Below are 22,669 nucleotides of genomic sequence, written 5' to 3' on the forward strand. Positions count from 1 at the left end.
TAAGATGCGATACGCGCGAGCGGCTCAATTCCGCGTTTTTCTGCTTCGTCTGCAGTCATCAGCAATGCGCCCGCAGCGCCATCGTTCAAACCAGAGGCGTTTGCAGCTGTGACGGACCCATCTTTGGTGAAGGCCGGGCGCAATTTTTGCATTGCTTCCATTGTCGCGCCATGACGAATGTATTCATCCCCATCCACAACGATGTCGCCTTTACGTGTTTTCACAACAAACGGTACGATTTCGTCAACGAATTTGCCCGCTTTCTGAGCAGCTTCCGCTTTGTTCTGCGATGAAACAGCGAATTCATCCTGCATGTCACGGCTGATCTGCCATTTCTCTGCGACGTTTTCTGCTGTTTGGCCCATGTGGTAGCCGTTGAAAGCATCCCAAAGGCCATCGCGGATCATGCTGTCGATATACTTCATGTCGCCCATTTTCTGACCAGCACGCAGATGCGCAACGTGGGGGCTTAGGGACATGTTTTCTTGACCACCTGCGGCAACGATTGAAGCATCACCAAGCTGGATGTGCTGTGCCGCAAGCGCGACGGCGCGCAGACCAGAACCACAAACTTGGTTGATAGACCAAGCCGCAGATTCGATGGGCAGACCTGCGTTGATGTGCGCTTGACGCGCTGGGTTTTGTCCCTGACCCGCGGTCAGGACTTGTCCCATAATGGTTTCAGAAACGTCGGCGGCATCAATTCCCGCGCGTTCTACAAGGCTTTTAAGCACTGTCGCGCCCAAGTCATGTGCTGGTGTGTTTGCAAATGAACCCGAGAAACTGCCAACGGCAGTACGAGCAGCGGATGCGATTACGATATTTGTCATATGGTCTCTCTATCCAAGCGTGACGTAGACCTCGGGAGGCAAGCAACCATTCAGACGGAGATGCTTGATGAGGCCGACATTCCGCCACGTAATTACCCGTGCGCGCTATGACTGTAAACTAACTGAGTGTCGCAATCCGGTGTTGTTCGGCGTTCCCTATTGATTTGGTTGGGTAATATTCATGCGCTTGCTCGGATTTGATCTGGGTTTTCGGACCAAGGTGGTCGTACAGTAGGCGCGCCGAAATAGTATCCTTGCAAGCAATCAATCCCATTTTGAGCAAGGAATTGGGCGTCTTGTTCATTTTCAACAAACTCTGCCACAGTGAACATATCGAAATGGCGGGCGATGGAAACGAGCGCTTTCAAAAGCACTTGGTTGTCCGGGTTTCCAGAAATGCCGCGAATAAATTGCCCATCGATCTTGATCATGTCGAAATAGAAATCGCGGAGGTATCTAAATGACGTATATCCAGCGCCAAAGTCATCAAGAGCGAAACAGACGCCACGAGACTGCAGATCGTTCATAAAGGAAATGACGAGTTCCGGCACCAACATCGCGGAGCTTTCTGTAATTTCGAGTATGAGACGCTCCCCGAGCGTCGGGTCCGTTCGCAAATTTCGATCAAGCACCTTTTTCCAACGTGCATAGCCGATGGAGCGGGCTGACATGTTGATCGAGAGGCGCAAATGAGGATGTTTTCGTAGTGCTTGCAGGCCTTTTTCCAGCGCAAGGCAGTCTACGATCCTGCCCATTTCCGTTTCTTCGATGACATTAATGAATTCGCGCGCGGGAATAATCCGGCCTGTTTCGTCAAGAACCCTTATCAGGCCTTCATAAAACGCCACGCTCCCGGCAGCTTGCATTATTGGCTGATAGGCGAGCATGACCTGTTTGTGTTCAAGTGCTGCGCGCACCATGTCCATAGTTGATCGATCGCGTTGATTAACTGCGGCCGATAGCGGATCAGCGTTGCCTGATGAGTCGAGTTTATTTCGATTGCGCCGGTTCACTTTAGCAGCCCTCTTTATTGCTCGACTCGTTGATAAGAGCGAAACTGCTAAGGAGAGTTTAAAATTTCCATTTGGTTCTAACTTGAATAAAACAAAGCAGGATTCCAATTTTGAGGTACGTCGATGACTGAAATTTGCGGCTGGGCTGATTCTGAAGACATTTATATCGAGTATCACAACACCGATTGGGGGGTGCCCGAGTATGACAGCCGTGCGCTTTGGGAAAAGCTCATTCTTGATGGGTTTCAAGCGGGGCTGAGCTGGATCACAATCCTTAAGAAGCGAGAGAATTTTCGTGAAGCCTTCGAGGGGTTCCAGCCAAATACTATTGCCACTTGGGGCGATGCCGATGTCGAACGTCTGCTGCAGAACCCTGGAATCATCCGCCATCGCGGAAAGATCGCAGCGACGATTACCAATGCGCGTGTGTGGCAAAGCATCGAACAAGAGCAGGGTTTCGACAAATATTTATGGGATTATGTCGGTGGCAAACCGATTCAAAACAGCTGGAAAACCCTAGCTGAGGTTCCAGCCTTTACCGATCTTTCGACGCAAATTTCCAAAGACTTGAAAAAGCGCGGTTTCAAGTTCTGCGGACCAACCATTGTTTATGCGTTTATGCAGGCTGTTGGCATGGTTAATGACCATCTTGTGACGTGTCCTTGCCATGACGAAGTGAAAAAGCGGGTTCGTTAAGCGCAGGCGCTGTTGACTCACCCCTAAAGCCCCGTATAAGCGCGCTTCATTGGTGTTGGTGGCCCCCGCAAGGGGATGCCTGTCGGGCCTTGTGTTGCTATTTACCTTCACGTGCAACGCGAGATCAAAGGACAGCACCTTTCAAAACTGAAAATTGAAAGGATCCAGATCGTGACCAAACGCACATCTGCCAAGTACAAAATTGACCGCCGCATGGGCGAAAACATTTGGGGCCGCGCTAAATCCCCAGTGAACCGCCGTGAATATGGCCCAGGCCAGCACGGCCAGCGTCGTAAGGCGAAAATCTCCGACTTCGGTCTACAGCTGCGCGCAAAGCAGAAGCTAAAAGGCTACTACGGCGATTTGACCGAAAAACAGTTCAAGCGCATCTTTAAAGAAGCGGATCGTGTTAAAGGCGATACAGGTGAAAACCTGATCGGTCTTCTCGAGCGCCGCTTGGATGCAGTTGTTTACCGTGCCAAATTCGTTGCGACGATCTTTGCTGCACGTCAGTTCGTGAACCACGGTCACGTTCTTGTGAACGGCAAGAAAGTGAACATTGCGTCGTACCGCGTCAAAGAAGGCGACGTTGTAGAAGTTCGCGATCGTTCCAAGCAAATGGCAGCTGTTCTCGAAGCGACACAGCTTCCTGAGCGCGACGTTCCTGACTACATGGAAGTTGACCATTCCAAGCTGACCGCAACATTCACGCGAACGCCTGGTCTTGGTGACGTTCCATACCCAGTTCAAATGGAACCAAACCTCGTCATCGAATACTACGCTCAGAACTAATCGTTCTCAGCGAAGATTTCAGGGCCGTCGCGAGAGATCGCGGCGGCCTTTTTTCGTTTCGACTGGCCTTGATGGATTGCGCTGGCTAAAAGCGCATTAAGGAGACTGTTATGACAAAGATTACACCTCAACCCGGCATTATGGATATCGAACTTTATCAAGGTGGTGCCGCCCATGTGGATGGTGTGAACAATGTTGTGAAATTGTCGTCTAACGAGAACCCGTTTGGCCCGTCCGATGCCACAGTTAAGGCATTTGAAGCAACGGCGCGTTCCTTGCATCGCTACCCGTCTTCGGACCACTTAGCGCTACGCACAGCGATTGCAGAGGTGCACGACATCGACGCGGATCGCGTGATTTGCGGTGCGGGCTCCGATGAGATCATTGCATTCCTGTGCCAAGCCTATGCTGGATCCGGTGATGAGGTCGTTCACACGGAGCACGGCTTTGCGATGTACCCGATTTCTGCGCGCGCGGCGGGGGCAACTCCGGTTGAGGTTTCTGAATGCAATCGCGTCACAGATGTCGATGCGATTTTGGAAGCTTGCAACAAACGCACCAAGCTGGTGTTCATCGCGAACCCTAACAATCCGACGGGAACGATGATCGCCGCAGCTGAGATCGAACGCTTGGCTCAGAACCTACCTAAACAGGCGATTTTGGTGCTTGATGGCGCTTATGCAGAATATATCGAAGGATATGACGGCGGCGCAGCTCTGGTTGATGCCCGTGAAAATGTCGTGATGACGCGCACGTTTTCCAAGATTTACGGCCTCGGTGCACTTCGTGTCGGATGGGGCTACGGTCCAAAGCATATCATTGATGTACTGAACCGCATTCGTGGCCCCTTCAACGTTAGTAACAGCGCGTTGCAAGCGGCGGAGGTCGCTGTGCGCGATCAGGCCTATGTGACGCACTGCCGCGATGCGAACGCCAAGTGGCGCGATTGGCTTGCGCATGCGCTCGGTGAACACGGTGTCCCCTCAGATACCAGCCACGCCAATTTCATTCTCGCGCGTTTCAGCGATGAAAATGAGGCAAATGCCTGCGATACCTATCTTCAATCTCAGGGGCTGCTGGTGCGTCGGGTCAAAGGCTACAAGCTCCCCAATGCTTTACGCATTACGGTTGGCGATGAAGCCTCTTGCCGCCAAGTCGCACATGCCGTTGGTCAATTCAAAGGCGGTGCACGATGAGCCACAGTTATGATCGTGTTGCATTAATTGGCTTAGGTTTGATTGCATCGTCCATGTTCTGGGCGATGAAACGTGCGGGGCTTGCGGGGGAAGTTACGGGTTATGCGCGGTCTCAAGAAACACGTGATACGGCCCGCGAAATTGGATTGTGTGACGTCGTTTATGACACCGCTGCTGAGGCGGTAGCTGGCGCTGATCTTGTGGTTCTGTGCGTCCCAGTTGGCGCGATGGACAGTGCCGCCCGCGAAATCGCGCCTGCCTTAAAGCAGGGCGCGACAGTATCTGACGTTGGCTCCGTCAAACGGGCGGTGATCAACGCAGTTGCCCCGCACTTGCCGGACGGCGTGCACTTTGTTCCTGCACACCCGCTCGCAGGGACCGAACATTCTGGTCCGCGTTCTGGCTTTGCTGAGCTCTTTGACGAGCGCTGGTGTTTGATCGTCCCCGTAGAAGGCAGCGATGAAACCGCGATCGCGACGCTTGAAAGATTCTGGCAAAAGCTCGGTTCAAAAACCGACCGCATGGCACCGGATCATCATGACCGTGTGTTGGCGGTGACATCCCACGCGCCACACTTGATTGCTTACACGATGGTTGGTGTTGCCGATGACCTCAGCCGCGTGACTGATAGCGAAGTTATCAACTACTCGGCGGCGGGTTTCCGCGACTTTACCCGTATTGCGGCCTCTGACCCTACCATGTGGCGCGATGTGTTCTTAAACAACAAGGATGCGACGCTGGAAATTCTAGGGCGTTTCACCGAAGAGCTTTTTGCATTGCAACGCGCGATCCGCAAAGGCGACGGTGATTTGCTCCATGATTATTTTACCCGCACCCGTGCCATTCGGCGCGATATTATTGATGCGGGGCAAGATACCGACGCCCCCAATTTTGGACGGTCAAAAACATGAAGCACCTGATTGCGGCGGCACTTGTCGTGAGTTTCGCACTACCTGCATCCGCAATCGCGCCTAATGCATCGATGCGCCCGTTGGCGCGCGGGGAAGAACAGGCTCCAATTTTGGTGCGTCCCAAATCCCGCCCTGAACAAGTGATTGCACAGGCCGTTGTTGATGCGCTGCCGCAGCGTCCGAAACTGCGCCCTTTGTCAGAGCAGGAAAAAGCGATGACATCACAAGGAAATCCTCAGGTTATCCTTGCCTCAGCTGCGGTTGGCCTTCCGCAATCCTTACACCCGATCACGCGGCCTAATGGGCTGGCTGAAAAGGTGAAAGCAGAGCGTCGCCGCGCAAAACGAGAAGCGGCACGCGGCGCTGTTTGCGGTGATCCCGCCTTGCAAGGGGATGTTGTCGGTTTAGTGCCCGGTCGTATCAGCGGCTGCGGCATTAAGAATGCCGTTAAACTGCGTTCAGTCTCTGGCGTGACGCTCAGCCAATCCTCAACTATGGACTGCGGCACTGCCAAGGCGCTCAAAAGTTGGGTCGACAAAAGCGCGAAGCCTGCATTGAAAAATCGCGGTGGTGGTCTCTCGGCAATCCGCGTTGCTGCACATTATGCGTGCCGCACACGTAACAACCAGAAAGGCGCGAAGATTTCAGAGCACGGCAAAGGTCGCGCGATTGATATCTCAGGCTTTAAGCTGAAAAATGGTGAAGTGATTACAGTCCTGAAAGGCTGGCGTGCGGCGAGCACCAGTAAAGCGCTCAAAGCGATGCACAAAGGGGCGTGCGGGTCGTTTGGTACTGTCTTAGGACCAAATGCGGATCGCTTCCATCAGGATCACTTCCACTTTGATACGGCGCGCTATCGTTCAGGTAGCTACTGCCGTTAAGCAAGTTTACTCGCGAATTTCTTCAGGCTTCACACCCCATAGCGCATCTTTGGGGGTCCAGCCTTTGTATCCTGAGGACGTGACACGGCACCAAGTCGCGCTGCATTTCCCAAGCCGTGCGACAACGCCAAGCTCTAGGCGCGCCATGATAGGCGTAGAGCTATCCGCGCGCTGATAGAGTGGCAACATATCTTGCTCGATGAGCACATGACGCGTGCCGGACAGCAGCGAATAATGCACCCAACCGCCAACGCCATCACGGTCGCGCACGCGGCGCCAATGGCCATGTTCTGCGGTGATTTCGAGGGGCATATCGCGGCGCTTAAAGACCCAGTCGATTCGATGTGTCAGAGAAGGCCCGCGTCGCACATTGCCTTCAGCCGCCTTAAGCGAAACATAGCGCGGCAAAGGGAGATTGGTCACCGACCCACGTTCTTGAGCGGAGGCGGTGGTCGCAAAAACGATAAGTGTGGCTGCGCGCAATAACGTTGCGACTGGTCTCATAATGGGGCCTGAACTTTGACTGCGTAATATTATTGCGCGAAGGTTCTTGTAGCTGCCTGCGCTTTTCGGCACTCTGCACCTGAACAACCCGTTTGAAAAGACGCTAGGAGATTAAGATGCCATTAGAACGCTTGAGTGTTGTCGTGACGCGACGCTTGCCTGATCCTGTTGAGACAAGGCTGAAAGAGCTTTTTGATGTGCGCCTGCGCGACGACGATACGCCGATGACACGCGCTGAACTGGCGGAGGCCATGAAAAACGCCGATGCGATTGTGCCGACCGTGACGGATACGATTGACGCAAATTTGCTTGCGCAAGCAGGGGATCGATTAAAGTTGATTGCCAGCTACGGGGCAGGGGTGGATCACATTGATGTCGCGACAGCGCGCCAACGGGGCATTTTAGTGTCTAACACACCAGGTGTTTTGACCGATGATACAGCTGATATGACAATGGCGCTTTTGCTGGCGGTCACGCGCCGTATCCCAGAGGGATTGAGCGTTATGCAATCGGGCGATTGGCAAGGTTGGGCGCCAACTGCCTTGCTTGGTGGCCGTGTGGGTGGCCGTCGTCTCGGGATTTTGGGCATGGGTCGCATTGGTCAGGCTGTTGCGCAACGCGCGCGCGCCTTTGGAATGCAAATTCATTATCACAACCGCCGCAGATTGCGCCCTGAAGTCGAAACGGGACTGGAAGCCACCTATTGGGAAAGCCTTGATCAGATGGTCGCGCGTATGGACGTGATTTCGGTAAATTGTCCGCACACGCCTTCGACATTTCACCTGCTCAACGCGCGACGTTTAAAACTTTTGAAACCTTCGGCGGTCATCGTGAACACATCGCGTGGAGAGGTGATTGATGAAAATGCGTTGACGCGTATGCTGCAGGCGGGTGAAATTGCCGGTGCTGGGCTCGATGTGTTTGAGCATGGCACCGAAGTGAACCCGCGCCTGCTAGGTTTGCCAAATGTGGTGTTGCTGCCTCATATGGGATCAGCCACGCAAGAAGGGCGCCTCGAGATGGGTGAGAAAGTCATTATTAATATCAAGACATTTGCTGATGGGCACCGCCCGCCAGACCAAGTTGTTCCCGGGATGTTATAAGCCCGTTTTAAGGAGAAGAGATTTGCGCCAAACACTGATTGCAACAGGACTGGCGCTGCTCGCGCCCTTTGCTCTGGCCGCCCAAGATGCCGCCGATGCGGTTCAACCAGAGACTACAATTTCCCTAAATGCGAAAGCCGCTGGCACGCCCGTCTCAGCGAATGAGTGGATGGTCGTCGCAGCAAACCCCTTGGCTTCGCAAGCAGGTGCCAAAATACTTGAGCGCGGTGGTACGGCTGCGGATGCAATGGTTGCAGTCCAAACTGTGCTTGGTCTCGTTGAGCCGCAAAGCTCAGGTCTTGGCGGCGGCGCATTCCTCGTTTGGTATGATGCCGTCAGCGGTGAGATCACAACGCTCGATGGCCGCGAAACCGCGCCTGCGGCCGCGACCCCCCGTTTGTTTCAGGATGAAAACGGCGAGCCACTGAAGTTTTTCGATGCTGTCGTTGGTGGCCGTTCCGTCGGCGTGCCAGCCACGCCAGCACTGATGGAATATGCGCATCAAAAATGGGGCAATCAGAAATGGTCGTCTTTATTTGAAGACGGCATTGCTTTGGCCGCAGGCGGTTTCAAAGTGTCTGAACGTTTAGCTGGCATGATTGAACGGGATGCGGATCGTTTGGTCCGATTTGGCGGTACATCTGGGTATTTTTATCCAGCAGGCGTTCCATTGAAAGAGGGGCAGACACTGCGCAATGCAGATTATGCAGAGACGTTGCGAGATCTTGCTCACAATCGAACCGAGGGCTTTTACAAGGGGGACATTGCGCGGGACATCGTGCGCGTTGTGCGGGAAACGCAGGGCAATCCTGGGGTATTGAGCTTAAGCGACCTTGCCACCTATCAGGTGAAAGAGCGTGCGCCAGTTTGCGTAACATATCGCGAGAACGATGTGTGCGGGATGGGGCCACCTTCCTCCGGTGCTCTTACGGTTGGCCAAATTCTTGGCATGCTGGAGGGATTTGATCTGGGTGCGATGGGTCCAGAGAATCCACATAGCTGGCGTCTCATCGGGGATGCATCGCGTCTCGCTTTTGCGGATCGCGGCCGCTACATGGCGGACAGTGATTTTGTGCCTGTTCCTGTAAAAGGTTTGGTTGATTCAGCTTATCTCGCTAACCGCGCAGAAGCGTTAGATGGTGGTCCGGCGCTGGGCAATGTGAGCGCGGGCATGCCTGCCTTTGATCATGCGATGAACTGGGCCGATGACGAAAGCATCGAGCTGCCTTCGACGTCACACATTTCTATCGTTGATAGCTATGGAAATGCGCTTAGCATGACAACGACGATTGAAAATGCCTTTGGATCACGCCTCATGGTTCGGGGGTTCCTGCTCAACAACGAATTGACAGATTTCTCTTTCCGCACCCATCGCGATGGCGCAGCAATTGCCAATGCCGTTGCTCCCGGAAAACGCCCGCGTTCGTCCATGGCGCCGACAATTGTGCTTAAGGATGGCAAGCCTATACTGGTCGTTGGGAGCCCCGGAGGTAGTCGCATCATTGGTTATGTTGCAAAAACAATTATCGCGCATCTGGATTGGGGCATGGACGTGCAAGAAGCCGTTTCAATGGGCCATGCGGTGAACCGTTTTGGCACTTATGATTTAGAAGCGGGCAGCAATATGGAAGCGATGGCAGCGGAGCTCGAGGCGATAGGATTTAAAGTTAACGCCCGCGATCTAAATTCTGGTCTCCATGCCATTTCAATTGGCGAAACGCTTCAAGGGGGCGCTGACCCGCGCCGTGAAGGTGTGGCGCTGGGTCAATAAGTCCAAGGTCGGTTACATTAGGGCCAAGAGTGGGGCAGCGCGCCACTCTTTTGCGCGGCTTTTGTAGTTGCCTTGTAGGACGTCATCTTGTGTGAGCTGAAGAAGTTCTGCGGTGGCGGTGCCAGCAGTTTGGTGACGCCCATGTGGTGAAATCCAGAAGGGAGTTTGGGTACAATATCGTCATTTCGATTGATGATAAGGCATAGTTTGTCGTTCTTTACTGGGCCCTTCACGAATTTGGGACGCGGCGCAGCAAAACCGATGGCGGGTGTTTCGTAGCTTTTCGAAAGGATTTGGGCAGCAGCGGCGCCAAGTGAATGTCCGATGATTGTCTCAGGTTTGATATTTTCTTCTTTGAGCCAATCAAAAACGACTTTTGCATAGGCCAAAAAACCCTGATGCCAGAAGGTACCTGAAGCGCCTTTGTCTTTGCCGCCATCACGAAGGCGCAACCGTTTTTCGCCCAACCGTAAAGGGCGCAAATTATATTTGAGGTAATCGCGAACGGTATTGGAGCCGGGCAACAATAGAATATTGCCCTCTAACACATGGGCCTGAACGTCACGATGTGGGCAGCTTTTGAGACGTCTAGGTGATGTTATGCGTTCAATGTCATAACTTGCTTCGGCTAGCGCTGCTGCATCCGAGAGTGAAATACTGGCCATGTTTGCTTCTCTTCTTTCGCGAGTTTTGATCTTCTTTGGGTTGAGTGAAGTGGAGATTAACCATTAACACAACTCCAAAGGTCGCAATTTTGCGCAATTAAGTCGGCGCGATCCCCCGCGTCGCGGCAGGATTTGGCAAAAAACGATTAAGTTACTTTGTAGGGAGTCGCAGGCTTATGAAAACAGATGTCAAAGCGTTGGTCGTTGGCGGCGGTGCCGTTGGAACTTCAATCGCCTATCACCTCGCGAAAGCTGGCTGGGAAGACGTGATGCTCTTGGAACGGGATGAGTTGACGTCTGGTTCTACGTGGCATGCAGCTGGATTGCTGCCGCTGTTCAACATGTCCTTTGCGACGACCCATATCCATCAATATTCCGTCGAGTTTTACAAAGAACTTGAGGCGGAAACAGGCCTCAACGCGGGTTTCGCGGTTGTTGGCAATCTACGCATGGCCCAAACCAAGGAACGCATGGACGAATATATGGTCTATGCGACAACGGCGGAAACCTGTGGCGTCCCTTACGAATTTCTGACGCCCGATGAAATCAAAGCACGTTGGCCGTTGATCAATACCGAAACCCTTGAAGGCGCGCTTTACCATTCGACGGATGGTTACATTAACCCTGCTGATGTGACGATGGCGATGGCCAAAGGTGCGCGACAGCGAGGTGTGGAAATCGTGCGGCGTTTGCAAGCTGATGCGTTTGAGTGGACGGGCAACCATTGGAATGTGACCTGTTCCAAGATGATCGAAAAGGGCGGCAATCTGGTCGCCTCGGCCGAGCAAGTGGTGATTACAGCGGAACACGTTGTGACCGCATCGGGCAACCACGCGCAGCGCACCGCGAAAATGCTTGGCATCAAAATTCCCGCCATTCCAGTTGAGCACCAATTTATCGTAACGGACGTCGATCCAGCGCTGCAACAATGGCGCAAAGACGGCAATCCAGAGCACCCTGTGAGCCGCGACGCTGATGCGCAAAGCTATGTACGCGAGGAACGGGGCGGATGGATTTTGGGTGTCTATGAAAAAGACGCGCCTGCCGTGTTTGAACATGGCGTGCCAGATAGTTTCCGCGCTGATCTGTTCCCGCTCGCTTTGGATCGGATTGAAGATCAATACATGGCGATGATCCACCGCATTCCGACCTGCGAGGAAAGCGGTCTAAAAGACGATTTCAACGGTCCGATCTGCTATACACCTGATGGTAACCCATTGGTTGGCCCTGCGCCCGGCCTGCGCAACATGTGGCTTGGGGAAGGGTTTAGCTTTGGCATCACAGCTGCCGGTGGTACGGGTTACTACCTTGCCCAGATGATGGTGAACGGTGAAGCTGAGATTGACATGGCAAGCCTTGATCCAAAACGCTACGGCGATTGGATGACGACCGAATTTGCCGCACGCAAGAACGAAGAATGCTACGATCACGTCTACATTCTGCATCACCCAGATGAGGAACGCCCTGCTTGCAGACCCTTGCGGACCGCTCCCGCCTATGACCGCCAAAAGGCGCGCGGCGCGCAGTTTGGGTTTGTGAACGGTTGGGAACGTCCAAATTATTACGGGCCTCTGGATGCCCCTGAAAACTTCGATCATGACAGCCGCTCTTTCCGCCGCGGTGGTTGGTGGCAACATGCTGTGGATGAGGCCAAAGCGATCCGCGAAGGCGTTGGCCTGATCGATGCAACGGCCTTTACAAAGCATGTCGTAAAAGGACCCGGTGCAACGGCCTTCCTCGATTGGTTCACATGTAACAAGCTGCCAAAAATCGGACGCATTAACCTTACTTATGCGTTAACGCCCACTGGCACGACGCGAACCGAATATACGATCGTGCGCAATGGCGAGAACAATTACTATCTTGTGAGCGCGGGCGCTTGGACCGCCTATGATGCTGATTACCTGCGCAAATGTGCAGAGGATAAAGCGGATGAATTCGGGTACATCGAGATTCAGGATGTAACGACGCAATGGGGCGTATTTGCGATTGCTGGCCCCAAGTCCCGTGATGTTTTGAATGCCGTGATTAAGGATGCTGATCCAGCAAGCGCGCTTTCGAACAAGCGCTTCCCTTGGTTGTCCGCGCGCCAGATTGAACTTGGCATGTGCCCCGTAAATGCGATCCGTGTGGCCTACACTGGCGAATTGGGCTGGGAGTTGCATCACCCGATGGAAATGCAGAACTACCTCTTTGACCTGCTTGAAAAAGCAGGCGAACCACATGGCATGAAATTGGTTGGTGCACGTGCGCAAAACTGGCTGCGTCAGGAAAAATCCTATCGTGCCTTTGGCAATGAACTTGGCCGAGATGCGACGCCAGCGGAAGCGGATCTACCGCGGTTTATCGACCTGTCGAAAGAGTTCCAAGGTAAAGATGAGATGCAAGCGATTGGCATTCGATCCAAATGCGTTACGCTCTTGATCGATGGTCCGGAGGATGCAGACCCATGGGGTCGAGAGGCGTTGTATCATGGGGATACCAAGATTGGTCGCCTGACCTCTGGCGGCTATTCTGTGCATTTTGATAAGTCTATCGGCATGGGTTATGTGACGCCTGAATTGGCTGAGGTCGGAACAAAGCTTAAAGTCAAAATGCTGGATCAATTGTGGGATGCCGAGGTCGTCGAAGACAGCCCATATGATCCAAAAAACACAACCATTCGCGTCGACGGATAACTCAAAAAGAAAATCGCATTGCATTGGGCCTCCACACGTTGGGGGCCTAATTTGTTTTTGTGGCTTGTCATCATGGTTGAAAATTGCAAAACATACGTCAGCGTATGGAGAGAGCAATGTCACTAAAGAAGCTTCACAAAACCAATGCAATCTTTTTGGGAGTATTCTTAGCGGTCCATTTTTTTAATCATGCAGCTCTATTGATTGGTCGGGACTCCCATCTCGCATTGATGGAATTGCTGCGCAGCGTTTACAGATTGCAGATCATCGAAATCCCGCTTTTTGCGCTTTTCGCCGCGCAGATTATCCTAGGTGTGATCTTGATGGTTAAGCGCGGTAAGCCAAAGGGCTCTTGGGCGTGGATGCAGGCCATTTCGGGTGGCTACATCGCCTTCTTTTTGCTGCAGCACCTCGGCGCGACGGTCATGGCGCGTATGAATTATGATTTTGAAACAACAACATATTTCGCCGCTGCTGTGGTCAGTGGATTGCCCTATGGGCTGTATTTCTTCCCATACTATGTGCTCGGAATTACAGCTGTATTTGCCCACATCGCGGCGGCCGCCCGTTTTGCAAATTGGCGCGAACCAGCAAAAACATGGCACAAAGCCTTGCCTATTGTCGGTTTCGTTTTCGCATTAGCGGTCGTGACGGCGCTGTCCTCCGGCGCATCCGATGATTTGCCAGAGGCGAACAAGGCCTATCTAGAAGACTCCTTTGGCGTTTAGCGCACGCTGCGAGAGCTGAGCCACGATTTCCACTTTGCTTCGGTACCGTTGAAACAGTTGATATCGACTTCTTTCTCAATGCCATTGATCACACCGGTTGAGGTGTATTGCCAAAACCGCCAGTCCCGATAGGTAAATCGCTGCTCTACATGTTTCGCAGTAGAACGGAGCCAAAAGTCGCGTTTGTATTGAGCGACGTTGTTGGCCTCCCAAAAATCCAGCGCGGTATAAACCACGACGCGTGTTTGATAATGACGTTCGACGATGTCTGTGAAACGTTTGGTCACTCGGCGCACTTCTGCGGCGGGTGGGCGCAATGTGCAGGTCGGTGAAAATGGGTTCCACTCAAGATCGAGTACAGGAGGCAAGCCACCGCGCAAACGTGGAACGTTCTTTATGAACCATTTCGCCTGGGTGTCAGGATCGGTGCAGAAATAGTAAAAATGATAGGCCCCAACTGGAACGCGTGCGCGCTTGGCTGCGCGCCAATTCGCTTTAAATTCGGGATCAAGTAAATCGCCGCCTTCCGTCGCTTTGAGCCACGCAAATCGAACGCCTTCCTGTCTGATCTGTCGCCAGTTCATTTGCCCCTGAAAACGCGCAGCATCTATGCCATGAACAGGAAAAGTAGCTGGACCGCGACGGCCAAAATTTATCGGGTCGTTGTCGTTAAATTTCGAGCGCGCAAGGACAAGAGAAGGCGCGCTCAGCATCGGCAAGCTGGCAAGTCCGGTCAACGTCGCACGGCGGGTGAGGGTCATTACAAATTACTCCGGTTTACGAAAAACAAAGCTCAAATTATTGGCGGGCATTTCGACGGTATGGCTTATCTCTAGCCCGGCTTGTACTGCCCAATCCATCACAGCACCGTCGTCTTTGTACCCAATCTCGGGATCGGTGCTGATCAGGCTTTCATGGAAACGTTCATCCCCTTGAGAAGTCAACGCGCCGTCGCGCATGAAGGGACCATAGAGCAAGAATACGCCGTTTGGCGCTAAGGCGCGTGCAACCTCGGTGAGTAGCACCTTAGCTTCGGGTTCTGAAATGAGATGCAGGAGGTTGACCAATACAATCTGGTCCACAGGGCCTGTCGTTTCGCTCCATCCTGGTTGGGTCGCGTCGAGGCGTACAGGCAGTGTGAGGTTTGGCAGTTGGGCTTCGCTCACGTAAATGCCGATGGAGGCTAAGCGGTCGTCATCGATATCGGTGGGCACCCACATCAGATTCGGACAGCTGGATGCGAAAGCTACGCAATGCTGGCCTGTGCCACTGGCGATTTCAATCGCGCGCCCGTCTTTTGGCGCGCAGTCACGTAGCACCTTGCAGAGCGGTCCCATATTCTTTTCCGCAGAGGGCGCGACAAGACGTCCATCTTCGGTAGGTTCTGCGACGCTGGCGGTCGACGGGAGTTGTCTGCTCATGACCGTTCTTCCCAACGGTCTGTGGCGGGAGGGGGCGTCGGGCTCAACGCCTCAATTCGTGCGTAAAGCGCATCATCCATTTCGAAGCTCATTGCATCGAGCGATGGGCGCAATTGTTCAACGGAACGCGCTGACAATATTGGGTTCGGAGCGCTTTCATGTCTTGCGACCCAAGCGGCGGCCAAAGTGGCTGCGTTTACACCGATTTCTGCAGAAAGGTCGGCCAAGGCATGCGCTGTTTCATGCATGAAATCGAGAGAATAGCGTTTGTTGTAACGCGGATCGGTTGCAAGGCGCCCTTGTCCCGCGCCGTCGTTATATTTGCCGGTTAGCAAACCACCGCCGAGCGGCGAATAGCTGGCACATGTAATGCCTTGATCGCTGCACATTGGCAGAAGTTCCACCTCTGCTTGCCGCTTTACCAAGTTGTACATCGGTTGAATAATATCAATGCGCGTGCCTAGATCGTGCGCAAGCGATACTGCCTTCATGACTTGCCATGAGGCAAAATTGGACAGCCCGATGTAGCGAATTATGCCTGCCGTTTGTTGCGCTGCGAGCCATTCCATAGCGCGGGGCAAATCGTCGCCAACATTTTGGTGCAAGTAGAGAATATCTACTTGATCCATGTCCAAACGCTGGCGCGAAATATCAAAGTCAGATTGCATCTTGGCCGGATCACCATTGCCATCATAAGCGACTTTGGTTGCGATCACTAAATCATCGCGTTGATCTTTAATGAAACCGCCAAGCAAGGTTTCAGAACGACCATTGGTATAGATATGCGCGGTGTCAAAGTGGTTAATCCCAGCCTCGCAGGATGCATCGAACATCGCGGCTGAGGCACTTTCATCGGCGGTTCCACCGAATTGCATGGTACCAAAAGCAAAACGGCTGAGCGGGGTGTGTTTGAGCGATTTGATATGTGTCATATGGCAAGAGTGGCATGTGGGCACTGCGTTGAAAAGAGCTTAGACGCCCTTGGTCAGAGGCGTTTGCGCGATAGTTATTGCACGCCCTAGAAAGTGGCCTGACGGCAGACAGGCGACACCCGCGAAAAGCGCGAGGTAGAGCATTGTGCCTGTGATATCCGGCGCTATCGCTGAGACCGTACCATTTACGAAACCTGCGGCAAAAATAATCATCATTGCAGTCAACGTAACCCATTCGCCTTTGACCTGAACGATGCGCGCGCCTCTGGAAAGGGTCCAGCGACGCTGCAATGTCATTCCCATAAAGACCCCAATGCCATAGGCCAGCGTCGCGATTGCCCAGATCACTGGTTTCGGCGCTAAAGCGTATAGGTTGCTCGCTGTTATCAAACCGAGGAGCGGCAGCAGGTAAATCAAGAAAAGCGGGACCGTTCTATCCTTGCTGGCACGCCACCCAAGACTGACGAGTAGAATGAATAGTGGCAGGACCCAAACGGGCACATTTGTGAGGAAAGTTGACATATCGCAGCTCCGTTATTTGCGTGGATATGTTCTGTTAGATCACCAAATGTTTCGCTAGTGCTGCTTCGTCTTATGTTGATCTACTTCGCGGTTAGCGGGGTATCGCAACGCACGAAGCGTGAATTGCTAGTCTAAAACTCGAAGTTCTTCGTAGGATATAGCGACGTGTTCTTGGAATGCGGGGCGTGCGCTGAGCCGGTCGTAATATGCGCGCAAATTGGGAAGATCGGTGCGTTCGATTTCAATGTCATAATAACGATACAGCACATGACCAAACTGGATGTCTGCTAGGGTAAAGTGATCAGAGGCGAGCCATTTCGATTTCGCCAACTGTTGCTCCGCAATCCTAAGAACCGCGCTGAGTTTTTCCGTCGCAAGGCGGATCGCTTGCTTGTCGTGCAACGCAGGTGCCGTTCGCGCGACGCGCCAGAAAAGCGGGGCCGTAAAGTTAAGGGCGACATTGATCTTGGCCCATTCAGCCCACTGATCGACGCGAGCGCGCTCAAAGGGATCTGTTGGCCAGAACGTTTCGTCTGCGTAGGTATGTGCCAAATATCGCAGGATCGCGCCTGTTTCCCATATCGGTGGGTTCGTTGCGTCCTGTAAAACCGGAATGGTTCTATTTGGGTTCAATGCGGCAAATTCAGGCGTATCTAAGCCGCCGTAGGTAAAGCCAGCGTCGCGGCGCTCATAAGGCAAGCTGAGCTCACCAACCATCCACATCAAAGCCTGAACGTTAGATGAAGATGCGCGTCCCCAAATGCGTAACATGTCTGTCCCCTCTTTGTGACCTGACCCGACGAGAAAGGCCCCACCTTTCTCAAAGCGGGGCCCCTCTAATTCAACGCTGTTAGCGCTTAGTTCGGGATATCGCCTGTGATGCCTTCTACGTAGAAGGACATGCCAGCAAGCGTGCCGTCGTCTGCTGTTTCGCCTTCAGCGAGCCATGCAGAGCCGTCTTGTTTGTTGATCGGGCCAGTGAAGGCGTGATAGCTGCCGTCACCCAGTGCGTCGACCATTGCCAGCGCTTCAGCTTTCACATCAGCAGGCACCGCGTCGGAGATTTCACCGATCTTAACCATGCCTGGGCCGATGCCGTCCCATGTGTTTGTGCTGGACCATGTGCCGTCCATAACCGCTTTTGTGCGCGCGATATAGTAAGGCGCCCAGTCGTCGATGATAGAAGAGACACGTGGGAATGGACCGAACTCAGCCATGTCGGATGCTTGACCGAATGTGATAACGTTGCCCGCTGCTTCAGCTGCCGCTTGTGGCGCAGTTGAATCAGTGTGCTGCAAAATGACGTCCGCGCCTTGCTCGATAAGAGCTTGTGCTGCGTCTGCTTCTTTTGCTGGATCGAACCATGTGTAGGCCCAAACGATAGAGAATTCGACGTCAGGGTTAACTTTTTTCGCGTGGATAAACGCAGAGTTGATGCCGCGAATAACTTCTGGGATCGGGAAGGAGGCGATGTAACCGATCTTGTTGGTTTTCGTCATTTTGCCCGCGATGTGACCTTGAACAGCGCGGCCTTCATAAAAACGTGCTGAGTAGACGGCGACGTTGTCAGCTTGCTTATAGCCTGTCGCGTGCTCGAATTTCACGTCTGGGAACTTCGCCGCAACATTGATCGTTGGGTCCATGTAACCAAAAGATGTCGTGAAGATCAGGTCAGCGCCGGACAATGCCATCTGTGTCATAACACGCTCAGCATCCGCACCTTCAGGAACGTTTTCTTGGTAAACAGTTTCGACCTTATCGCCGAGTTCTGCTTCAACCGCGAGACGACCTTTGTCGTGCTCATAAGTCCAGCCGCCATCACCGATGGGACCTACATAAACGAAACCAACTTTGGTTTTTTCGTCCGCGGCAAAGGCCGTGCCTGTCATTGCAAGAGCGACTGCTGCGCTCGCGAGAAGTGTTCTGCGTTTCATTATATACATCCCCCTGTGGATGAGTTGTTCTGCTGCTCTTAACGAGAAGCGTGGAAAATCTTGCCCAGTGCTGCGGGCGCGCCATGATTGCCGCGTGCCGAGATGATCACCAGCACAAGAATAGTTATCAGATAAGGCGACATCGACAAGACCTCGATGGGAACCTTAGCGCCGGCTGCCTGAAGGTTAAGCTGCAAAACAGTAACGCCGCCAAAGAGATAGGCCCCAATCATCACACGCCAAGGTTTCCAGCTGGCAAAAACCACAATCGCCAAAGCGATCCAGCCAGCACCAGCGGTCATGCCTTCTGTCCACTGTGGGACACGTACCAAGCTGATGTATGCGCCAGCCATTCCAGCGCACGCACCGCCAAAGAGAATCGCCATAATGCGAATACGAACGACTTTGTAACCGAGCGCATGGGCAGCATCGTGACTTTCGCCGACAGCGCGCAGAACGAGGCCGACACGCGTATATTTCAACACGGCCCAAGTGGCTGCAATCAAGGCGACTGAAAGGTAAACCATAGGATCATGCGAGAAGAGCATAGGGCCAAAGATCGGGATGTCGGACAAAATGGGTAGTTCCATTTTTTGTAATGTCGGGGATTTGATCCCCTCATAAGGTTTCCCGATCAGTGAGCTAAGCCCAAGCCCAACAAGCGTCAGACCGAGGCCGGTGGCGACCTGATTTGACAGCAGATATTGCGTGAGGATGCCGAAGGCGAGCGACAGCAGCGCGCCGCAGAGTGCCGCGAACATGAACCCGAGGACCGGCGAGCCTGTGTTCACACCAATCGCGAAGCCACAAATCGCACCAGTGATCATCATCCCTTCGACGCCGAGATTGAGAACACCGGATTTCTCAACGACGAGTTCGCCGATTGCCGCCAAAAGGATCGGTGTTGCGGACACCATAAGCGAGGCGATTAGCAAGACGGGGTTGATTGAAGATAGATCCATTACGCGACCTCCCCAGTGCTCAGTCGGATGCGGAAATTGATGAAGACGTCAGTCGCGAGCAAGAAGAACAAGAGCATGCCTTGGAACAACTGAATCGCGGCTGCGGGAATGCCCAGCATCAGTGAAGCCAGTTCGCCCCCGATGTAGGTGAGCGCCATCAATAGGCCCGCAAAGAGGATGCCGACGGGGTGCAAGCGCCCGAGGAAAGCGACAATAATCGCCGTAAAGCCATAGCCGGAGTTGAAGTCGATTGTGATTTGACCCGCAGGGCCAGAAACCTCGTACATGCCAGCCATCCCTGCGAGCGCGCCCGCCAAACCAAGGCACAGAAAGACGATCCTTTTGGGATTAACTCCCGCAAAACGGGCTGCGCGCGGCGCCTCCCCTGCGAGGCGAATTTGAAACCCGAGCATGTGACGCGAGAATAAAACATATGCGAAAATCACCGCGATTAAGGCGGTGAGAACGCCGTAATGCATGCCAGTTCCCGCAATGACTTCGGTGTTTGCTGCAGCTGGATATTGTTGCAAATTGCGACTGCCTGGAAATCCCATACCATCGGGGTTTTTCAACAGCCCTGATGACACAGATGCGAGCCATGCCTCCGCCACATAAACTAACATAAGAGAGACCAGAATTTCGTTTGTCCCAAAACGTGTTTTAAGTACAGCTGGGATCATCGCCCACGCCCAACCGCCAAGAGCGCCTGCCATGATCATAAGCGGGAAAATGATAAAGCTCTCGGTTGGATAGAACGCGAGTCCCATGCCAGCGCCGCAAATTGCGCCGATGATGTACTGGCCCTCAGCGCCAATATTCCAAATGCCTGCCCGAAAGCCGAGCGATAAACCAATCGCGATCAGGATCAATGGCCCAGCTTTGACTAGCAATTGAGGGCGCGAATAGGCCGAGAATTGTTCGCTAAACAAAGGGTCCCAAAAAATTACGCGGATGGCTTCAAAGGGATCGCTGCCAAGCGCAGCAAACATAATGCCGCCAGCAATCATAGTTAATATGACCGCGAGGAAAGGGGTCGCGAGCGTCCAAAATTGGCTAGGCTGTGCGCGTTTCTCAAGACGGATCATGCTGCGCTCTCCGCTGTAGTCGATGATGCATCATGTGCGCCACCCATCATCAAACCAATCTCTTCCACGGTTAATCCTTGGATGGGGCGAATGGCAGACAGTCGCCCTTCATTCAGCGCGGCGAAGTGGTCGGAAATTTCCATGAGTTCGTCCAAGTCTTGGCTGATCACAATAATTGCTGCGCCTTTTTCCGCCAAATCCATCAAGGATTGCCGGATCGCAGCCGCGGCTGAGGCATCAACGCCCCATGTCGGTTGGTTCACAATGAGAACATCAGGGTCTTGAAGAACTTCACGGCCAATCACAAACTTCTGTAGATTGCCGCCCGAGAGCGAACGCGCGGCGTTTGCCGCACCGGGTGTGCGCACATCAAAAGCCTTAATGATCTCATCAGCAAAACTCTTGGCTTTACCCCAATTCAAAAAACCACCTTTCACCATGCCCTTGCGCACTGCTGCGGACAAAAGCGCATTCTCAGACAGGCTCATGTCGGGCACGGCGGCATGCCCAAGCCGTTCCTCAGGTGCTGCCAAAACGCCTAAGGCACGTCGCCCTTGTGGACCCATTTTGCTGATGTCTTGTCCCTTTAACGCGACGCTCGCAGGTGTGCTCACCGTCTCGCCGGACAAAGCGCCAAGCAATTCATCCTGACCATTGCCTGCAACGCCGCCAATCCCCAGAATTTCACCCGCGCGTACGTCAAAGGTAACGTTCTTCAGCGATGTGCCAAACTCTGTTGGTGCGCGCAGCGATAGATCATCGACCTTCAAAAGGACTTCACCAAAATCGCCAACGGCGCGTTCAGGTACATGCAGTGTTTCGCCGACCATCATTTCAGCGAGCTCTTTGGCGCTGGTCTCGGCGGGCGTGCAGGTGGCTACCTTTTTGCCGAGTCGCAAAATCGTCGCCGTATCGCACAGCGTACGGATTTCCTCCAATTTGTGCGAAATATAAAGGATCGCGGTGCCTTCGGACTTGAGCTGTCGCAGTGTCTTGAACAGGATTTCGACTTCTTGTGGTGTGAGAACCGAGGTCGGTTCATCCATGATCAGGATCTTAGGATTTTGCAAAAGACAGCGAATGATTTCAACGCGTTGTCGTTCTCCTGCTGAAAGGTCACCAACACGCGTATAAGGATCAAGCGGCAAGCCATATTGATGCGAGACTTCAGTAATCTTAGCCGCGAGATCACGTTGCTTTGGGGCGTTTTCCATACCCAATGCGATGTTCTCGGCCACGTTTAATGCATCAAACAGCGAGAAATGTTGAAACACCATTGCGACGCCAGACAGTCGCGCAGCGCTAGGCGCGACGGGCACAAATGGCGCGCCATTCAATTTCATTGTGCCAGTGTCGGGCTTGACCAAACCATAGATCATTTTAACCAGCGTGGATTTTCCAGCGCCGTTTTCTCCGAGCAAGGCATGCACTTCGCCCGCATGTATATCGAAGGATACATCGCTGTTTGCGATAACCCCTGGATAGGCCTTGGTCAGGCCAGTAAGACTCAGCAGCGGTTGTGTCACGCGTTGGCCCTTTTTGGTTTTGCGAGCGTTGTATGACCCGCCAATAGCTGTGCGCCAACCCCAATTGCGATGGCATGTGGATGTTTCCCCAAGTATGGATCGCCAATGGGGCAAGTGAGACGTGCAATTTGTTGATCCGTATGCCCCAAGTCGCGCAACCGCGATTGAAACCGCGCCCATTTGCTTTTTGACCCAATTAGGCCTGCAAAGGTGAAGCTGTGGTTAAGCAGTTGGTGGCAAAGTTCGAGATCGAGCGCATGTGAATAGGTCAGGATCAGGTGTTCGCCTTGCGAAGGCGCATGTTTCACGAGCAGCTGAGGGTCTCGCGCAGGAAGCGTCGTGACATTCTTAGGAACATCTGTTGGGAAACGATCTTCGCTGGTGTCGATCCATGTGATCGCGAACTCAGGTAGCGGGCTGTAAACATCGACCATCGCACGCCCCACATGGCCTGCGCCCCAAATCCACAGGTCGCGACTTGGCTTGGCAACGGGTTCGACGAACCACCCATTGATCAAT

23 protein-coding genes are annotated in these 22,669 nt (G+C 53.3%); 9 read left to right on the top strand and 14 right to left on the bottom strand.

The features are described 5' to 3' along the window. Both ABJQ89_RS16740 and ABJQ89_RS16745 read right to left on the bottom strand, forming a co-directional pair. Window positions 1-830: acetyl-CoA C-acyltransferase (locus ABJQ89_RS16740; protein ID WP_348497297.1), on the bottom strand; the 830-nt coding region annotated here is incomplete at its 3' end. A 179-nt stretch (window positions 831-1,009) separates the two neighbouring features. Next, window positions 1,010-1,756, bottom strand: a complete 747-nt coding sequence (locus tag ABJQ89_RS16745; RefSeq protein ID WP_348497298.1) for an EAL domain-containing protein — start codon at window positions 1,754-1,756, stop codon at window positions 1,010-1,012. A gap of 210 nt (window positions 1,757-1,966) precedes the next feature. Between ABJQ89_RS16745 and ABJQ89_RS16750 the strand changes: the two genes are divergently transcribed. The 5 genes from ABJQ89_RS16750 to ABJQ89_RS16770 all read left to right on the top strand — a co-directional run bounded on the left by ABJQ89_RS16750 (window position 1,967) and on the right by ABJQ89_RS16770 (window position 6,319). Further along, window positions 1,967-2,539: a DNA-3-methyladenine glycosylase I gene (locus tag ABJQ89_RS16750; protein WP_348497299.1), complete on the top strand. Its 573-nt coding sequence runs from the start codon at window positions 1,967-1,969 to the stop codon at window positions 2,537-2,539. 171 nt (window positions 2,540-2,710) lie between these two features. After that, window positions 2,711-3,331 (top strand): 30S ribosomal protein S4, encoded by a 621-nt coding sequence (rpsD, locus tag ABJQ89_RS16755; RefSeq protein WP_348497300.1) that lies wholly within the window; start codon window positions 2,711-2,713, stop codon window positions 3,329-3,331. Between the two features lie 110 nt (window positions 3,332-3,441). Further along, a complete protein-coding gene (gene hisC / locus ABJQ89_RS16760) occupies window positions 3,442-4,527 on the top strand; it encodes a histidinol-phosphate transaminase (protein ID WP_348497301.1) in 1,086 nt (361 codons plus the stop codon). Continuing rightward, the gene (locus ABJQ89_RS16765; protein WP_348497302.1) at window positions 4,524-5,438 is read left to right on the top strand and encodes a prephenate/arogenate dehydrogenase family protein; all 915 of its coding nucleotides are present in this window, start codon (window positions 4,524-4,526) and stop codon (window positions 5,436-5,438) included. The genes hisC and ABJQ89_RS16765 overlap by 4 nt, the downstream gene beginning before the upstream one ends. After that, entirely contained in the window at window positions 5,435-6,319 is an 885-nt protein-coding gene (locus ABJQ89_RS16770; RefSeq protein ID WP_348497303.1) for an extensin family protein, read from the top strand. The genes ABJQ89_RS16765 and ABJQ89_RS16770 overlap by 4 nt, the downstream gene beginning before the upstream one ends. 6 nt (window positions 6,320-6,325) lie before the next feature. On the opposite strand, the gene ABJQ89_RS16775 is transcribed toward ABJQ89_RS16770, so the two are convergent. Further along, window positions 6,326-6,823, bottom strand: coding sequence for an SH3 domain-containing protein (locus tag ABJQ89_RS16775; RefSeq protein ID WP_348497304.1), 498 nt, complete (start codon window positions 6,821-6,823; stop codon window positions 6,326-6,328). Window positions 6,824-6,939: 116 nt separating this feature from the next. Between ABJQ89_RS16775 and ABJQ89_RS16780 the strand changes: the two genes are divergently transcribed. Both ABJQ89_RS16780 and ggt read left to right on the top strand, forming a co-directional pair. Continuing rightward, window positions 6,940-7,926 carry a D-glycerate dehydrogenase gene (locus tag ABJQ89_RS16780; RefSeq protein WP_348497305.1) on the top strand — a complete coding sequence of 329 codons (987 nt, stop codon included), beginning with the start codon at window positions 6,940-6,942 and terminating at the stop codon, window positions 7,924-7,926. Window positions 7,927-7,948: 22 nt separating this feature from the next. Beyond that, on the top strand, window positions 7,949-9,697 hold the full coding sequence (ggt, locus tag ABJQ89_RS16785; protein WP_348497306.1) for a gamma-glutamyltransferase: 1,749 nt from the start codon (window positions 7,949-7,951) through the stop codon (window positions 9,695-9,697). Between the two features lie 17 nt (window positions 9,698-9,714). Here ggt and ABJQ89_RS16790 read toward each other — a convergent pair whose 3' ends face one another. Continuing rightward, a complete protein-coding gene (locus ABJQ89_RS16790; RefSeq protein WP_348497307.1) occupies window positions 9,715-10,362 on the bottom strand; it encodes a hypothetical protein in 648 nt (215 codons plus the stop codon). 176 nt (window positions 10,363-10,538) lie between these two features. Between ABJQ89_RS16790 and ABJQ89_RS16795 the strand changes: the two genes are divergently transcribed. Together ABJQ89_RS16795 and ABJQ89_RS16800 are read left to right on the top strand one after the other, a co-directional pair. Further along, window positions 10,539-13,040: an FAD-dependent oxidoreductase gene (locus tag ABJQ89_RS16795; protein WP_348497308.1), complete on the top strand. Its 2,502-nt coding sequence runs from the start codon at window positions 10,539-10,541 to the stop codon at window positions 13,038-13,040. 200 nt (window positions 13,041-13,240) lie between these two features. Next, the gene (locus tag ABJQ89_RS16800) at window positions 13,241-13,768 is read left to right on the top strand and encodes a hypothetical protein (RefSeq protein ID WP_348497309.1); all 528 of its coding nucleotides are present in this window, start codon (window positions 13,241-13,243) and stop codon (window positions 13,766-13,768) included. Here ABJQ89_RS16800 and ABJQ89_RS16805 read toward each other — a convergent pair. The 10 genes from ABJQ89_RS16805 to xdhC form a co-directional block, all read right to left on the bottom strand. Continuing rightward, window positions 13,765-14,529 (bottom strand): GH25 family lysozyme, encoded by a 765-nt coding sequence (locus tag ABJQ89_RS16805; RefSeq protein WP_348497310.1) that lies wholly within the window; start codon window positions 14,527-14,529, stop codon window positions 13,765-13,767. The two genes, ABJQ89_RS16800 and ABJQ89_RS16805, sit on opposite strands and share 4 nt — an antisense overlap. A 6-nt stretch (window positions 14,530-14,535) precedes the next feature. After that, the gene (locus ABJQ89_RS16810) at window positions 14,536-15,189 is read right to left on the bottom strand and encodes a DUF938 domain-containing protein (RefSeq protein ID WP_348497311.1); all 654 of its coding nucleotides are present in this window, start codon (window positions 15,187-15,189) and stop codon (window positions 14,536-14,538) included. After that, window positions 15,186-16,121, bottom strand: coding sequence for an aldo/keto reductase (locus ABJQ89_RS16815; RefSeq protein WP_348497312.1), 936 nt, complete (start codon window positions 16,119-16,121; stop codon window positions 15,186-15,188). The genes ABJQ89_RS16810 and ABJQ89_RS16815 overlap by 4 nt, the downstream gene beginning before the upstream one ends. A 39-nt stretch (window positions 16,122-16,160) precedes the next feature. Next, window positions 16,161-16,643: a hypothetical protein gene (locus tag ABJQ89_RS16820; RefSeq protein ID WP_348497313.1), complete on the bottom strand. Its 483-nt coding sequence runs from the start codon at window positions 16,641-16,643 to the stop codon at window positions 16,161-16,163. Between the two features lie 126 nt (window positions 16,644-16,769). Then, entirely contained in the window at window positions 16,770-17,414 is a 645-nt protein-coding gene (locus ABJQ89_RS16825) for a glutathione S-transferase family protein (RefSeq protein WP_348497314.1), read from the bottom strand. A gap of 86 nt (window positions 17,415-17,500) precedes the next feature. Beyond that, complete coding sequence (locus ABJQ89_RS16830; protein ID WP_348497315.1) at window positions 17,501-18,577, bottom strand: BMP family ABC transporter substrate-binding protein; 1,077 nt, start codon at window positions 18,575-18,577, stop codon at window positions 17,501-17,503. 38 nt (window positions 18,578-18,615) lie between these two features. Continuing rightward, a complete protein-coding gene (locus tag ABJQ89_RS16835) occupies window positions 18,616-19,539 on the bottom strand; it encodes an ABC transporter permease (RefSeq protein ID WP_348497316.1) in 924 nt (307 codons plus the stop codon). Continuing rightward, complete coding sequence (locus ABJQ89_RS16840; protein WP_348497317.1) at window positions 19,539-20,624, bottom strand: ABC transporter permease; 1,086 nt, start codon at window positions 20,622-20,624, stop codon at window positions 19,539-19,541. The genes ABJQ89_RS16835 and ABJQ89_RS16840 overlap by 1 nt, the downstream gene beginning before the upstream one ends. Next, window positions 20,621-22,150, bottom strand: a complete 1,530-nt coding sequence (locus tag ABJQ89_RS16845) for an ABC transporter ATP-binding protein (protein WP_348497318.1) — start codon at window positions 22,148-22,150, stop codon at window positions 20,621-20,623. Before ABJQ89_RS16845 ends, ABJQ89_RS16840 begins: the two co-directional genes overlap by 4 nt. Beyond that, on the bottom strand, window positions 22,147-22,669 hold a 523-nt coding region (xdhC, locus tag ABJQ89_RS16850), incomplete at its 5' end, for a xanthine dehydrogenase accessory protein XdhC (protein ID WP_348497319.1). The genes xdhC and ABJQ89_RS16845, both read right to left, overlap by 4 nt.

This window comes from Planktotalea sp. (genome assembly GCF_039984035.1).
Classification (GTDB): domain Bacteria; phylum Pseudomonadota; class Alphaproteobacteria; order Rhodobacterales; family Rhodobacteraceae; genus Planktotalea.

Coding starts and splice junctions, on each gene's coding strand:
- ABJQ89_RS16830 (WP_348497315.1), bottom strand. CDS start 18,577: ATGAAACGCAGAACACTTCTCGCGAGCGCAGCAGTCGCTCTTGCAATG.
- ABJQ89_RS16765 (WP_348497302.1), top strand. CDS start 4,524: ATGAGCCACAGTTATGATCGTGTTGCATTAATTGGCTTAGGTTTGATT.
- ABJQ89_RS16815 (WP_348497312.1), bottom strand. CDS start 16,121: ATGACACATATCAAATCGCTCAAACACACCCCGCTCAGCCGTTTTGCT.
- ABJQ89_RS16770 (WP_348497303.1), top strand. CDS start 5,435: ATGAAGCACCTGATTGCGGCGGCACTTGTCGTGAGTTTCGCACTACCT.
- ABJQ89_RS16795 (WP_348497308.1), top strand. CDS start 10,539: ATGAAAACAGATGTCAAAGCGTTGGTCGTTGGCGGCGGTGCCGTTGGA.
- hisC (WP_348497301.1), top strand. CDS start 3,442: ATGACAAAGATTACACCTCAACCCGGCATTATGGATATCGAACTTTAT.
- ABJQ89_RS16825 (WP_348497314.1), bottom strand. CDS start 17,414: ATGTTACGCATTTGGGGACGCGCATCTTCATCTAACGTTCAGGCTTTG.
- ABJQ89_RS16780 (WP_348497305.1), top strand. CDS start 6,940: ATGCCATTAGAACGCTTGAGTGTTGTCGTGACGCGACGCTTGCCTGAT.
- ABJQ89_RS16775 (WP_348497304.1), bottom strand. CDS start 6,823: ATGAGACCAGTCGCAACGTTATTGCGCGCAGCCACACTTATCGTTTTT.
- ABJQ89_RS16810 (WP_348497311.1), bottom strand. CDS start 15,189: ATGAGCAGACAACTCCCGTCGACCGCCAGCGTCGCAGAACCTACCGAA.
- ABJQ89_RS16835 (WP_348497316.1), bottom strand. CDS start 19,539: ATGGATCTATCTTCAATCAACCCCGTCTTGCTAATCGCCTCGCTTATG.
- ABJQ89_RS16840 (WP_348497317.1), bottom strand. CDS start 20,624: ATGATCCGTCTTGAGAAACGCGCACAGCCTAGCCAATTTTGGACGCTC.
- ABJQ89_RS16790 (WP_348497307.1), bottom strand. CDS start 10,362: ATGGCCAGTATTTCACTCTCGGATGCAGCAGCGCTAGCCGAAGCAAGT.
- ABJQ89_RS16805 (WP_348497310.1), bottom strand. CDS start 14,529: ATGACCCTCACCCGCCGTGCGACGTTGACCGGACTTGCCAGCTTGCCG.
- ABJQ89_RS16820 (WP_348497313.1), bottom strand. CDS start 16,643: ATGTCAACTTTCCTCACAAATGTGCCCGTTTGGGTCCTGCCACTATTC.
- ABJQ89_RS16745 (WP_348497298.1), bottom strand. CDS start 1,756: ATGGACATGGTGCGCGCAGCACTTGAACACAAACAGGTCATGCTCGCC.
- ABJQ89_RS16750 (WP_348497299.1), top strand. CDS start 1,967: ATGACTGAAATTTGCGGCTGGGCTGATTCTGAAGACATTTATATCGAG.